General features: G+C 35.0%; 13 protein-coding genes. 8 read left to right on the forward strand and 5 right to left on the reverse strand.

Annotated elements, in window-relative coordinates; all coding sequences use genetic code 11:
- Positions 1-38: 38 nt before the first annotated feature.
- Together SD960_RS00655 and SD960_RS00660 are read right to left on the reverse strand one after the other, a co-directional pair.
- Positions 39-2,462: a TonB-dependent receptor gene (locus SD960_RS00655; protein ID WP_318800263.1), complete on the reverse strand. Its 2,424-nt coding sequence runs from the start codon at positions 2,460-2,462 to the stop codon at positions 39-41.
- A 10-nt stretch (positions 2,463-2,472) separates the two neighbouring features.
- The gene (locus SD960_RS00660; protein WP_318800264.1) at positions 2,473-2,946 is read right to left on the reverse strand and encodes a DUF4625 domain-containing protein; all 474 of its coding nucleotides are present in this window, start codon (positions 2,944-2,946) and stop codon (positions 2,473-2,475) included.
- A 1,061-nt stretch (positions 2,947-4,007) separates the two neighbouring features.
- On the opposite strand from SD960_RS00660, the gene SD960_RS00665 reads away from it, so the two are divergent.
- From SD960_RS00665 to SD960_RS00675, 3 genes are all read left to right on the forward strand, one after another.
- Positions 4,008-4,640: an NAD(P)H-dependent oxidoreductase gene (locus SD960_RS00665; RefSeq protein ID WP_318800265.1), complete on the forward strand. Its 633-nt coding sequence runs from the start codon at positions 4,008-4,010 to the stop codon at positions 4,638-4,640.
- A 78-nt stretch (positions 4,641-4,718) separates the two neighbouring features.
- A complete protein-coding gene (locus SD960_RS00670; RefSeq protein WP_318800266.1) occupies positions 4,719-5,741 on the forward strand; it encodes an LLM class flavin-dependent oxidoreductase in 1,023 nt (340 codons plus the stop codon).
- A 311-nt stretch (positions 5,742-6,052) separates the two neighbouring features.
- Positions 6,053-6,655 carry a murein L,D-transpeptidase catalytic domain-containing protein gene (locus SD960_RS00675; protein ID WP_318800268.1) on the forward strand — a complete coding sequence of 201 codons (603 nt, stop codon included), beginning with the start codon at positions 6,053-6,055 and terminating at the stop codon, positions 6,653-6,655.
- 91 nt (positions 6,656-6,746) lie between these two features.
- Here the strand turns inward: SD960_RS00675 and SD960_RS00680 are convergent, their stop codons facing one another.
- From SD960_RS00680 to SD960_RS00690, 3 genes are read right to left on the reverse strand one after another with little or no spacing between them, the layout of a single operon-like run.
- Positions 6,747-7,361 carry a protein-tyrosine-phosphatase gene (locus SD960_RS00680; RefSeq protein WP_318800270.1) on the reverse strand — a complete coding sequence of 205 codons (615 nt, stop codon included), beginning with the start codon at positions 7,359-7,361 and terminating at the stop codon, positions 6,747-6,749.
- A 45-nt stretch (positions 7,362-7,406) separates the two neighbouring features.
- Entirely contained in the window at positions 7,407-7,880 is a 474-nt protein-coding gene (locus SD960_RS00685; RefSeq protein ID WP_318800272.1) for a DUF6428 family protein, read from the reverse strand.
- Between the two features lie 11 nt (positions 7,881-7,891).
- Positions 7,892-8,224, reverse strand: a complete 333-nt coding sequence (locus SD960_RS00690; RefSeq protein ID WP_318800273.1) for a metalloregulator ArsR/SmtB family transcription factor — start codon at positions 8,222-8,224, stop codon at positions 7,892-7,894.
- Positions 8,225-8,462: 238 nt separating this feature from the next.
- Between SD960_RS00690 and SD960_RS00695 the strand changes: the two genes are divergently transcribed.
- The 5 genes from SD960_RS00695 to SD960_RS00715 all read left to right on the forward strand — a co-directional run bounded on the left by SD960_RS00695 (position 8,463) and on the right by SD960_RS00715 (position 13,132).
- The gene (locus tag SD960_RS00695) at positions 8,463-9,080 is read left to right on the forward strand and encodes a hypothetical protein (protein ID WP_318800274.1); all 618 of its coding nucleotides are present in this window, start codon (positions 8,463-8,465) and stop codon (positions 9,078-9,080) included.
- A 276-nt stretch (positions 9,081-9,356) separates the two neighbouring features.
- Positions 9,357-10,220, forward strand: a complete 864-nt coding sequence (locus tag SD960_RS00700) for an alpha/beta hydrolase (protein ID WP_318800275.1) — start codon at positions 9,357-9,359, stop codon at positions 10,218-10,220.
- 138 nt (positions 10,221-10,358) lie between these two features.
- Positions 10,359-10,943 (forward strand): TetR/AcrR family transcriptional regulator, encoded by a 585-nt coding sequence (locus SD960_RS00705; RefSeq protein ID WP_318800276.1) that lies wholly within the window; start codon positions 10,359-10,361, stop codon positions 10,941-10,943.
- Between the two features lie 59 nt (positions 10,944-11,002).
- Positions 11,003-12,055 (forward strand): aldo/keto reductase, encoded by a 1,053-nt coding sequence (locus SD960_RS00710; protein ID WP_318800277.1) that lies wholly within the window; start codon positions 11,003-11,005, stop codon positions 12,053-12,055.
- Between the two features lie 303 nt (positions 12,056-12,358).
- The gene (locus tag SD960_RS00715) at positions 12,359-13,132 is read left to right on the forward strand and encodes an alpha/beta hydrolase (RefSeq protein WP_318800278.1); all 774 of its coding nucleotides are present in this window, start codon (positions 12,359-12,361) and stop codon (positions 13,130-13,132) included.
- Positions 13,133-13,149 lie beyond the last annotated feature (17 nt).

The raw sequence follows: 13,149 nt of genomic DNA on the forward strand, positions 1-13,149 counted from the left end.
CCAAAGGGGGTAGGATTAATTAATTTGATTTAAAATTTTTATTGATAAATTAAGAACGGCACTTTTACCGACAGGATAATATTTCGGCTTGCCTCAGGAAGCTCGATTAACCGATAAAAACTCGTGTGATTGAGGTATTTGGTATTAAACAGGTTTTGAACCTGCAGACTAATTGTAAAATCCTGTTTTCCGGTTTTTAATTTCGTTCCCAAAGCAAGGTTGAAAACATTGCTGCTCGCGGTTTTCTTTTCGGGAGGAACGATCTGGTTTTGCGCTGCTGTATATCGGTAATCAAGCGAAAAATAAGTATCTCTTAAATTTTTGATTTCCGGACTGTACATCATCCCAAATAAAACCGAAGCAGGAGGATAGAAGGGAAGTGTATAGCCTTTTTTGTTTCCTGATAATTGTTCAGAATAAAGATATTCGGCCAGAATTTCGACACTTAGAACAGACAGAAACTGATAACGCGTTTGCAATTCGCCACCGTAACGCATGACTTTACTTTGCTCATATTCAAACACCTGATTACCTGCTCCGTAATAAATATCATGCTGCGAAGTGGGATTCAGATAAATATAATTGGGGAAATAATTAAAAAACGGACTCAGCTGAATGGACCATTTATTTTCCTGCCATTCCATTCCAAGATCTAATTGGTACGAACGTTCTGCAGATAAATTGGGATTTCCTTTTTCAAATCTGAAATAATGATAATTGACACCGTTTGAAGCCAGTTCTTTTGCAATCGGCATTCTAAAACTCGTTCCCAGATTTGCTTTTAAAGCCAATTTTCCCGGATTATAATTCACTCCCGCTGACCAATTAAAACTTTGAAATGTTCTGGTTAAATCATCTGAACGTTTTAAATATTGAGACGTTGTCTGGCCATTTTCTGTAATTTCACTTGGAAACCAATCGTTGTATTGTTCCATTTCGATTTTACCATAATCCAAACGAACAGCGCCATGAAGCAGCCATAAATCATTGATCCGGATTTTATCATAAGCAAATAATCCCGTTGTAATTTGCTGAAAAGCAGGAATTAAAAAACTCCAGCCATTAATCGTATTCTGCTGTTTTTCGCCATTGATTCCCACAGTAATCTGGTGTTTATTTATCGAAAATTCGTCTTTAGTTGCAATAGAAAAAACCTCTTTATCGTACTGTCTTTCCAGATGTTGAGGGGCGTACATATCATCAGGATACAGGGGCGGCATAAAACCATGATTGACATAATGGCTCCATTCGCGACGGAAATTCTTCTGAAATCCCAATTGCGTTTCCAACTCATGATTTCCTATTTTGAAAGAAGTTGTATTGCTAAGTTTGGTATGCGTAACTTCCTGAAAAGGCATCAAAATATCACGGCTCGATTTGTCGTGAAGTTCTGTATCAACATTTCTGGGTTCAAGTCCGTGAGCATTGGCAAAAAAGCCGCTTTTGCTGTAAACATTACTCACATATAAAACCGATTTAAATTTTTCGGAAACATATCCTGTGCTTGCGTGCAAATCGAGTTCGCGTCCTGCGGTATTTCGCAAGCGATTTTTATACAATGGAACGGCGTAATTGTAAACATGAACCGTGTCTGTGGGAACACGATAATCTCCGTAATCCATAACCGTCATTCGGGTATCTAAAAACCATTTTTCATTTCGACCAAACAGATTGATCGATCCGCCAAATTGTTCATTATTGCTTTTTACGGTAAAATCAATACTTCCGCCTAATGTGTTTTTTGAAGGCGCGGGAACCGGTTTTATATTGACCGCTCCGCCAATAGCATCAGATCCGTACATAAAAGACGAAGGACCTTTGATAATTTCGACGCGATTTACCGCATATTGATCGATTTCTAGTCCGTGATCTGCGCCCCATTGCTGGCCTTCGTGTTTAATGCCGTTTTCGACCACAATAACCTGATTAAAACTGAGGCCGCGGATTAAAGGTTTTGAACCTCCTGAACCAATGGAAATCGTTTTAACACCGGGAATTCTTTGAAGCGATTGCATCAGGCTTCCGCCGAGGTTTCTCTGGATAAAACTGCTGTTTACGGTTTCGATATTTAACGATTCTGCTTTTTTTCGGCGAAAGCCAAAATTATCGGAAACAATCACTTCTTCTAATTCTTTTATGTCTGGTTTTAAGAAAATATCCGGTAATAAAACGGCACTTTCTTTCAGCGAAAGCTTTATTTCATAAGGCAGATAACCCGCGTAGTTTATCGTTAAGCTTTTCGAATTTTTTGGAATATTTGTAAAATAAAAATGACCCTTTTTGTCTGTAATTGTGGTTAAATTACCGGGCTGAATAATAACGGTAAGACCTTCCAGCGAACCCCTTTCACTGGAAAGTACTTTACCTGATATACGAACTGATTGTGCTGCCGTTTTTGAAACTATAGCAAAACAAAAAAGCAGACAAAAAATTCGGAATCGATTTAATTTGGTTTTATACATCAAAATCAGCTTATAAAATTTTAATGCTTAAACCTTTAATGGTCTGCCAGCCTTCTTTATCCGTCAGGCGGATTAAAAAATGATAATCTCCGGGATCAATATCCTGTGGAATGCTGATTTCCTGAACGGCTTCGTAACTTTTTTGCCCTGCGGGAATTGTTACAGAATTGATGTATAACAAAGGATTTACAGGTTTTTTGATAGGATCTGAAACACAATCATTGACTTCTGTACTATGCGTATGATGATCAAAATTGTGGTGAATATCAAGACTGTAAGAACCTAATTCGGCATTATCTGTAAATTTTGTTCTGAAGGTGATTTTTTGTCCGCGTGTAATTTCACTGCATTGCACAGGAAAAGTATTCGAAGCAGAAAGATCAATAACCGGATATTCTGTGTCAATTTGCTCATTATCGCTTGAACAGGCGGTAACAAAAAAAGACATTGCAAGAAGCGAAAAGGCAAGTTGTAGTATTTTCATCTTGTTTGATTTGGTCTGGATTGTATTCATAAATATTAAATTGGGTTACGAAAGAAAACGATATAACAATGCAGCACAGCTATCTCAGAATAGCAATGATGGCATTACGTAATTTTTATAAACTAATGGGGCGAATTATGCTCTAATAAGCATTTTGTGAAATAAGCGTTTCACTTTTAAAACCAAATAAGAATTTCCAAATCAATTTACAATTGAAATCTATTTATCTGGTTTTAAAATGTAACATATGGCATTTACCTAAATAAGTTTTCAGGTTTTATTTTAATGAATTTGAAGTCGAATTATGAATATCAAAATTGATTTAATGATAACATAAAATGTTATTTATGACTACAGAAATCCTGAAAGAAATGAAACCTTCAAAAATAAAAGACATAAAAAACAATTGGGTTTTCGACAGCATTCAATTCTAAATAAAAAATGCGTGTACATTTCATCGTGAAATGATGGCTTATTTATTTAAATTCTTGGTGGTGCACGAAGCGCAAAAAGGGATCCTTTAAAAAAGGAAGAGTAGCCTTTGAAATAAAAGCCAACATTTGTAGTAATGCTAAAGCTTTTGTAAAAATCAAAATGTACAAATGAGAATGTACTAACTGGGCTAAATTTAAAATGACAGATCGAACATTCATCAGAAGAATGATCGTGTATTTTAAATTCGCTTTTATGTGAATGATGTTGTATTGAACTTTTATGTGCAGAATTATGATTCTGTATATGTTCATAAGAATGTATTGCCGGAAATAGTATTGCAAATACTACCAGCAGTGGCATAAAAAGAGTAATAAATTTAAATTTCTTTTTCATTCTGAACAATCATCAGCACAAATATAAAATTCTTATTTTTAAATGCAACTGTGTTTCATTAATTTTTTTTTGTTATTTATAAAAATACTGCAGAATATAGGAGATTATCTGGAATCCGGCGACTACAATTGACTTCAGAAGCTCAAAAATAGATTTAATGAAGATGATTTTTATGCCGCTTAAACAATTAAAATAGTTGTATTTTTGAGATATAAATTAAAAATTTAATTCAAATGAAATTGTTAGATGCCCTAAAGTGGAGATATGCCACGAAGAAAATGAATGGAGAAGTTGTTCCTCAGGAAAAACTTGATTATATATTAGAAGCCGCAAGATTATCACCTTCATCATCAGGTCTTCAGCCTTACCAAATATTTGTTATCTCAAATAAGGAATTATTAGAAAAAATAAAAGCTGTCAGTTTTGACCAAAGTCAAATTACAGATGCATCTCATTTATTAGTTTTTGCAGCCTGGGATAGTTATTCTCTTGAAAGAATAGAAGCTGTATTTAATAAAACGGTTCAGGAACGCGGTTTGCCATTAGATGCAATGGATGCTTACAAAGAAAGGTTATGGTCAATGTACGAACCTTTGGGTCACGAATGGCATGCAAATCATGCGGCCAAACAAGCGTACATTTCATTTGGTATAGCGCTCGCTGCTGCCGCTGAGCAAAATGTAGATGCTACACCAATTGAAGGATTTTTGCCGCCTGAATTGGATAAAATATTAGAATTAAATAAACAAGGCCTTAAAAGTGTTGTATTGCTTCCGTTAGGATATAGGGACGAAACCGCTGACTGGCTGGTAAACCTGAAAAAAGTGAGAACTTCAATAGATAAATTTGTTACTTACATTTCTTAATAATAAGATGTACTGTAATAATGAGAAAAAGTTCTTTTCTGTTTGTATATTTAAAATTGTAAAATAATAATAGGATCTATGAAAAAAATAGGATTTTTATCGTTTGGGCATTGGGCCAATCATCCATCCTATCAAACTCGTACAGCGGCTGATACGCTGCTTCAGTCGATTGATTTGGCTGTTGCTGCAGAAGAAATTGGTTTAGACGGTGCTTATTTCCGTGTTCATCATTTTGCAACACAGCTTGCATCTCCTTTTCCATTACTTTCGGCTATCGGTGCTAAAACGAGCCAAATTGAGATTGGAACAGGCGTGATTGATATGCGATACGAGAATCCGCTCTATATGGTGGAAGATGCCAGTGCTGCAGACTTAATTTCAGGTGGACGTTTACAATTAGGAATCAGCAGAGGATCGCCGGAGCAGGTCATTGACGGCTGGCGCTCTTTTGGTTATGAACCTCTGGAAGGTGAAACTGATGCTGATATGGGACGCAGAAAGGCTTTAGAGTTTTTGGATGGTCTTAAAGGTGAGGGATTTGCAGAACCCAACCCGTATCCTATGTTTCCAAATCCGCCGGGTTTGTTACGTTTAGAACCACATTCAGAAGGATTGAGAGATCGTATCTGGTGGGGAGCGGCATCAAATGCCACAGCTATCTGGGCAGCCGAAAAGGGGATGCATCTGCAAAGTTCTACCCTAAAGTACGACGAAAATGGTAAACCCTTCCATATCCAACAGGCAGAACAAATCAGGTTGTATAAAGAAGCGTGGAAAAATGCAGGACACGAACACCAGCCAAGAGTTTCGGTAAGCCGTTCTATTTTTGCATTGGTAAACGATCAGGATAAGTATTACTTTGGAAATCAGGCTAAGGGTTCGGACAGTTTTGGTAATATTGAAAGAGATAAACGAGCAATCTTTGGAAAAAGTTATGCAGCGGAACCAGAAAAGCTAATTGCTGAACTGGCTCAGGACGAGGCTATTCAGGAAGCGGATACAATACTGCTAACCATTCCAAATACCTTGGGTGTTGATTACAACGTACATATATTGTCGTCTATACTAAAATACATCGCCCCGGAACTGGGTTGGCGTTAAAAAATTAAGATTTATATCCCTCTTAATTAAAAGTCTCATTCGCCGCGGCGAATGAGACTTTTTATTTTGTTCTATTTAAAAAACACCTTAAATTCCTACTTATTTAGCTCATGTTTAAAAAAAAAAGAGTGAATTTTGAAAAAAAACAATGATAAAGTTCATGTTATCAAATATTTATAATATATTTAACTTATGAAACATGGGAATTGTGTAAAAATTGTTGATAAATTTGCAACATCATAATATTGGTAAAAATAATTTATGATAAGGCAATCCCAATCTGCTGTTTAACTTAAAATTTACTGTTGCGTATGAGAATATTTTTTATGGCACTGCTTCTTTCTTTGAGTTCTTTTACTACCTACAATGTAACGGATAAAAAAGAAATGTTATCTGAAGTTGAATTCGCACGACTTACAAATCATGTAAGCGAGATCAAATCTTTTACTTCTGCAAACCGCACTTACAGCAAGAAAATTGCTTTTCTTGTAGATATGAAAATCAAATCAGGAAAAAATCGTTTTTTTGTTTATGATCTTGAGAATGATCAGATAATTGACCAGGGGCTTGTTGCACATGGTTCAGGATCAGAAACAGGAATAAAAGGCGATATTTTGCAATTTAGCAATACACCAAATTCTAACTGCTCTTCGCTAGGCCGATATTCTATTGAGAAATCATATACCGGTGTTTTTGGCAAAGCTTTCAGACTTAACGGTCTTGATGAAACTAATAGCAATGCCTTGAAAAGAGCTATCGTATTGCATCGTTATAAAGAAGTTCCTGATGACGAAAAAGAATATTATATTATAAACAGCCATGGCTGCCCGATGGTAAGTGAAGTATTTTTTAAAAGACTTGAAAAAGTTATAGAGAGTTCAAATTCGAAAATAATGCTTTATATGTATTATTAATTAAACACAAGACATTACAATACTAAGAAACAATATATAAAGAGAAAGAGCTAATTAGCTCTTTTTTTTATTTTATATAGGATCAATTATTTTATTGTTTGATTTGTGAGAATACATAAAACATTTCCGTTCCAATTTGAAGACTGCGCTCCAGGTATACCTTTTTTTGTTTTGGAGTGCCATCTGATACCTTTGGATCTTCAAAAGTTATTGGAATACGTTTTTCGGCACCTTCAATAAAAGGACAGCCTCCATCTGCCTGCGAACAGGTCATTATGGCAACAAATTCACTCTGAGGATTAAAATCATCATCATAGGTTTTAGAAAAGCCGATCACCGGGAGTTCATTCGATGCAAACTTTATGGAATAAACAGGATTTTGTCCTTCTGAAATAACCTTAACCTTAAATCCTGAATATTGCAGCGTTTCGGCTACCATCGGAAACAGGGCAGTAGCTTCTGTACCTCCCGAATAACAGGAAACATTTTGTATGTTATAATTGGCAGCTGCGGTCTGCGCCCAAACCTGAGACAAATGGCTTCTTCTCGAATTGTGCGTACAGATTAAATTTAGTCGTATCGGCTGTTTATTATCGACTTTATTCTGAATATAATTAACCAAAGACTGCAGTATCGTTTTGCGTTCCTCCGGGATCTGATTAAAATCAAATGAATTAGTGGTATTCTTAATTTCGGTAAATAACATAGTTTGTCTGGTAATTATAATAGATTTTTAATGGTTATTTAAAAATCAACAACAACCTGATCCGGGTGCGCATGAATTTGAGCTGTCAGCATTTAACTGTGATAATTTTATCTTTGGTTTATCTGTTGGTATCCCGCACTGTTCCTGAGCAAGACAGGCAGTTTGTTTATTAAGCAGAATGAAATTTTTACCATTAAAACCTAAATCATATTTACCAATTGTAGTATCTTGATATTCAACTTCAATTTCATAATCTTCGATACCCAGAACCTTTTCTGAAAGTTCAATGATATGAATCAGTTTTTGTGGTTTAAGTCTATGTTCGTAATCATTGGCATTCCAAAGCTGAAAGTTTACAACAGTTTCTTTTCTTACTATTCCTCCGCAGTCAATGAAGTTTTTTGTGATTAAACCAACTTCTGTAACATGGAAATATTCCGGAACAAAATTCCCATTAGGCAATTCAAAATTTACAGCCTCCACTGTTTTTAATACTTCTTTAATTTCTGAAAGTTTCATAATGTATAAATTTAACAGCACTCGTTTCTCTTTTTTTCTAAATGAGCGCTGATGTGTTCAAAAAATCCTTTTATTTTTTCTAATCCCGGTTCATTAATGCAGTAGCAAATAGAGTTGCCTTCAATGCTGCCTTTTATTAAGCCTGCACTTTTAAGTTCCTTAAGATGTTGCGATACTGTTGGCTGAGATAGCGGTAATTCATTAACTATATCTCCGCAGATACAGGCATCTACTTTTAGTAAATATTCCATAATGGCGATTCGTGCAGGATGACCCAAAGCCTTAGCTAAAACCGCAAGTTCGTTTTGATTGGCTGTAAAATGATCTGTTTTTGTAGCTCCCATTGTTTTATATCTATATTGCAATATTACGATATAGTTTTGAGATTAGCGCATATTTTAAAAAATATATTTTGCTTGCTTGATTATTGTTATTTGATTTAAAAGAAAGCTAACTCAATAAATTGCAGATGATTAAAAACCAGAAAACAGGAATTAATGCAAAAACTGGACTAGTAACAAGTTAGTAATCCTAACTACTTTTGTGCTGTAATTAGAATGTTTAAAATAATTAATTTCATCAATGTCAAAATTTCATCTCAATACTCAGGAATTACTTCAGGGAAAATTCAAAGTAAATAAGGTAAACATAGCGTTTGTATTTCAGGTAAATTGTCCGGGTTGTTTTATATATGGCTTTCCTATGATGAATGATCTTTATAAATTATTTAAGGATAACGTTGGCTTTATTGGAGTCGCTACAGCTTTTGAGGACTTTGAATATAATAACGAAGCCAACTTAAAGCTATTATTAGAAAACGGTACATTGGTTGGAGAAACCAAAAAGTATTACAACGCAAATTTTGGTCTTTCTAATTATTTAGATATTCCGAAATTTCCAATAGCTTTTGATACTATTACAACTTCTGAAGAATTAATTAATTCAAATAAGATTGAACTCATTTGCAATATCATTCCCGATTTTGCAAACTTTTCAGAGAAAGAAAAAGAAAATTTATTAGGGAAAATAAAGTCATATTACGCACAGTTACCTGTATTAGCAGAAACATTTACGCTTAATCAGTTACAGGGAACTCCATCATTTATTATTTTCGATGACAATTATAATACATTAGGAGTGTATTTCGGGCATCAAAATGATGATACATTAAAAACTAAATTAGAAAATTTGTTGCACTAATTAATGCCTTTTACCATGGCTGGTTTTTTATTCTATAATGAATTAATCCCAACAATATAAATCTCTAAAGTTATATAGCTTTAGAGATTTTTTTTGTTTCCGGAAAGAAACCTAATTTTTGGATATTTCGAAACACATTTATGAAATATCCCAAATTCAATTCGCAACATTTCATAAACTACTTATTAAATAACACATTTTGGCGTGGCACAACAATTGGAAATTCTGTATAGTACAAACAAATAAAATGTAGAAAATCAATTAAAAAAAGAAGTTATGAAATCAAGTAGTGAAAATGCAACTGCCGCCGGAGCAGAAACAAAGTATGTAGAAGTTAATGGAGATCAAATTGCATACCGTGCTTTTGGAAACGGAAGCCCTATTGTTCTGGCTAATCGAATGAGAGGTACATTAGATACATGGGATCCCTTATTTTTGGACGAACTTGCGAAATTCCATACCGTAATAACATTTGATTACCCGGGTACAGGCTATTCATCAGGTATTTTACCCAATAGTATGGAGATTGTTGCAGATTATGTGAAAAAATTCACGACTGCCATTAAAGTAGATAAATTTGCTATGCTTGGCTGGTCTTGGGGAGGATATGCAACTCAGACCACTTTGTTGGAATATCCTGAAATTGTAACCCACGGTTTTCTGGTAGGTACTGCTCCCGCAGGAACACATGACAGCGAACCGATTGAAGAAATATGGGTAGAAAGAGCTATTAAAGAAATTAATACTTTGGAGGATGAAGAAATTCTATTCTTTGAACCTGCATCAGAATTCAGCAAAGAAAGGGCTAAAGCATCTCGCGAAAGAATTTACGCCAGACCAGATGTTGTTTCCAAAATTCCGTCAACAATGCCTGAATTTGAGTTGTTTTTTGCCGGGCATACTAAATATAAAGACGATCTAAATAGGAGGGAACAGCTCCTGCAAACTAAAACTCCAATTTTGATTATCTGCGGAGATCATGATCCGAGCGTTCCGGCAGAGAACTGGTACAAGCTTTCGGGTAAGTTTCAAAATGCACAGATAGTGGTGTACCCAAAATCGGGACATGGACCTCATCACCAATATCCTGAACTTACTGCAAATTATATCAGTCAGTTTATAAAATACTCTTCGAAATAATTTATAGTAGAATAAAGGTGAATGAATGGCTAACTGCGATCACCTTTATTTTGCAGTAGTTAATTTTGTGTTAAAGTTATAAGTGTATTTTGTACCGAATGGTACATTATTATATCTTTGTCCTATAAATAATTCAAAATGGCTGGTAGACCTAAAATATTCGACGAACAGGAAGTGATTTCAAAAGCGACTCAAATCTTTTGGGAAAAGGGTTATGAAGCTGCATCTGCCGAAGAACTTTTGAAAGCTATGGGAATTGGGAAAGGAAGTTTTTACCTTTTTTTTAAAGGAGGAAAAAAAGAACTTTACGAAAAATCACTGCATCAGTTTGCGGCTAATTTACTTTCAGGATTGCGAAAAGAAATAGCAGAAAGTGAAAATCCATTTGAATATTTAAAATCATTTTTTATGGAGCTTGCAGATAGTGAAAACATAAACAAAGCAAAAGGATGTTTCATGGGAAATGCTTTGGTAGAAATGGCTGCAAAAGATGAATACACTGGAAAGATAATTGCCAAACTACTTTTTGAACTTGAAAAAATATTTGCTGATGTTATTCAAAACAGTAAAAATAAAGGCATTATAAAAACAGATAAAAGTGCAGAGCTTATAGGAAGCCATCTTCTTAATTTATGGAACGGAATTAATGTTACCAGACGCATGAACATGGATGATGCTTCATTGGCTGCCCTTATAAAATTTAATCTTGAAATGATCGAATAACTTTTTTTTAACCAATTTTGTACTAAATAGTACAAAATTAATTTTTAAACTTTTATATTATGAAATACAAAATTTTTGGACAGAAAACCGGACTTAGAGTTTCGGAACTGGCATTGGGAACAGGAAACTTTGGAACACGTTGGGGACACGGTTCAGATGAGGAAACCTCAAAAAATATTTTTAATAAATATGTTGAAGCTGGAGGTAATTTTATTGATACAGCCGATGGTTATCAGGTAGGGCAGTCTGAAGAAATTCTTGGAAATCTTATTAAAGAGAAACGTCACGATTTAATACTTTCCTCTAAATTCTCAACCGGTGGATCTACATTATTGACTACAGGAAACAGCAGAAAAAATATTATCCATTCTGTAGAACAGAGTTTAAAACGACTGGATACTGATTATTTAGATATTTACTGGGCGCATCTTGCAGACGGACAAACTCCAATTGAAGAAATCATGAGAGCCATGGATGATTTGGTACGTCAGGGAAAAATATTATATACCGGATTTTCAAATTTTCCTGCGTGGAAAATTGCAAATGCTGCACTTCTGGCAGATCTTCGAGGCTGGGCTCCGGTAGCCGGAATACAAATAGAATATAACCTTATTGAAAGAGGAGCCGATCGTGAATTATTGCCTATGGCAGAATCATTGGGTCTGGGAGCAGCTTTCTGGTCACCTCTTGCCGGTGGAACTCTTACCGGAAAATACCGTTCAAATCTTCAAAATGAACCATCAAGACAGCAGGCTTGGGGCGGTGCATTATTAAAAGGCGAAACAGGAAACAGGGAAACTGAAATTTTAAATGCCCTGGAAAGCATCGCCAATGAAAAAGAAGCCAAAATATTAGACATAGCATTGGCCTGGCTAAGACAAAAACACGACAATACTGGACTTTCGACCGTTACAATATTAGGTCCACGCAACGAACAGCAACTTGTAGATAATTTAAATTCATTAGCTGTAACACTTTCTGAACAGGAAATTGAACTTCTTAATAAACTCAGTGATTTTGATCTTGGATATCCTCATACCATGATTTCAGAAAATCAGAAAAATATATTTGGTGCAAGTACGGGACTTATAGAAACAAAACGTAATATTTAACACTTTGAAAATTTAGGAACGATTGGATTTTTTTCCGGTTAAGCATTATAACAGAGAAATAATTCTTCGTGCCACTTCTAAAAACACTAATTATTTAAATATCGTAAAAAAATATTTACGATTAACGAAATTTAGTAATTAAACAAAATGATTTCTTTATAAACTACTGATAATGTGCTATTTGTTGTTCAGGCTTAAAGATTGCTATAGTTTTAAATGTTAAGCAATTAAGTTAAGATTTACTGATTTAAAAACTCAAAAGCAGTAAGCTGCACTTTATTCATCACTAAAAATTTAAATATTATGACAAAATCAAAATCCATAATTCTGATACATGGAAACTTTGTGAATGATTTAAGCTGGGCAAATTGGAAAAGCCATTATGAAAAAAAGGGGTATACAGTTTATACGCCAGCTAATCCGGGACATCAGGGCAATCCTGCAGATTTAAGAAATCAGGTTCATCCGGAGCTTACGAAAACAGGATTTACAGATGTGGTTGGCAACATCGCCAAACTCATCGACAGTCTGCCGGAAAAGCCATTAATTATTGGGCATTCTATGGCGGGAATGGCTGTAATGAAACTGTTGGAATTAGGAAAAGCCGCCGCCGCGGTAAGTATTGACGGAGCGCCGCCGAAAAATGTATTTCCTCCGTTTCAAACCTTAAAAACTGTATTGCCTGCGTTTGGCTTTTTCTCCGGCAAAGACTACTATATGGGCAGCCGTGAATGGTACAATAAAAGTTTTTTTAATACCCTGCAGTCAGAAAGCGAAAAAGCAAATGCATTTGCTACTTACGCAGTACCAGAGAGTTTTAAAGTAAGCCGTGAACTGGTACTGAACTCTTTTTCTAACATTGATTTTAAAAAACCGCACGAGCCCATTTTATTTATTGGCGGGGGAAGCGACAATATTTTTCCTGCGTCTCTTACAACAACTTTGGCTAAAAAATACAAAGATAAAAACAGTCGCGTCGATCTGAAAATTTTTCAGGGAAAAAGCCATTTCATCTGCGGAGAAAAAGGATGGGAAATTGTTGCAGATTTTATTTTAGACTGGTACGAACGTTTATAATTTTTTGGTGAAATTTC

The organism is Flavobacterium sp. MMLR14_040 (genome assembly GCF_033657265.1).
Taxonomy (GTDB): Bacteria; Bacteroidota; Bacteroidia; order Flavobacteriales; family Flavobacteriaceae; genus Flavobacterium.

Excerpts from the sequence above, each read along its gene's own strand:
- SD960_RS00690 (WP_318800273.1), bottom strand. The coding sequence starts at position 8,224 with ATGGGAGCTACAAAAACAGATCATTTTACAGCCAATCAAAACGAACTT.
- SD960_RS00715 (WP_318800278.1), top strand. The coding sequence starts at position 12,359 with ATGACAAAATCAAAATCCATAATTCTGATACATGGAAACTTTGTGAAT.
- SD960_RS00670 (WP_318800266.1), top strand. The coding sequence starts at position 4,719 with ATGAAAAAAATAGGATTTTTATCGTTTGGGCATTGGGCCAATCATCCA.
- SD960_RS00700 (WP_318800275.1), top strand. The coding sequence starts at position 9,357 with ATGAAATCAAGTAGTGAAAATGCAACTGCCGCCGGAGCAGAAACAAAG.
- SD960_RS00655 (WP_318800263.1), bottom strand. The coding sequence starts at position 2,462 with ATGTATAAAACCAAATTAAATCGATTCCGAATTTTTTGTCTGCTTTTT.
- SD960_RS00710 (WP_318800277.1), top strand. The coding sequence starts at position 11,003 with ATGAAATACAAAATTTTTGGACAGAAAACCGGACTTAGAGTTTCGGAA.
- SD960_RS00705 (WP_318800276.1), top strand. The coding sequence starts at position 10,359 with ATGGCTGGTAGACCTAAAATATTCGACGAACAGGAAGTGATTTCAAAA.
- SD960_RS00695 (WP_318800274.1), top strand. The coding sequence starts at position 8,463 with ATGTCAAAATTTCATCTCAATACTCAGGAATTACTTCAGGGAAAATTC.
- SD960_RS00675 (WP_318800268.1), top strand. The coding sequence starts at position 6,053 with ATGAGAATATTTTTTATGGCACTGCTTCTTTCTTTGAGTTCTTTTACT.
- SD960_RS00685 (WP_318800272.1), bottom strand. The coding sequence starts at position 7,880 with ATGAAACTTTCAGAAATTAAAGAAGTATTAAAAACAGTGGAGGCTGTA.
- SD960_RS00680 (WP_318800270.1), bottom strand. The coding sequence starts at position 7,361 with ATGTTATTTACCGAAATTAAGAATACCACTAATTCATTTGATTTTAAT.
- SD960_RS00660 (WP_318800264.1), bottom strand. The coding sequence starts at position 2,946 with ATGAAAATACTACAACTTGCCTTTTCGCTTCTTGCAATGTCTTTTTTT.
- SD960_RS00665 (WP_318800265.1), top strand. The coding sequence starts at position 4,008 with ATGAAATTGTTAGATGCCCTAAAGTGGAGATATGCCACGAAGAAAATG.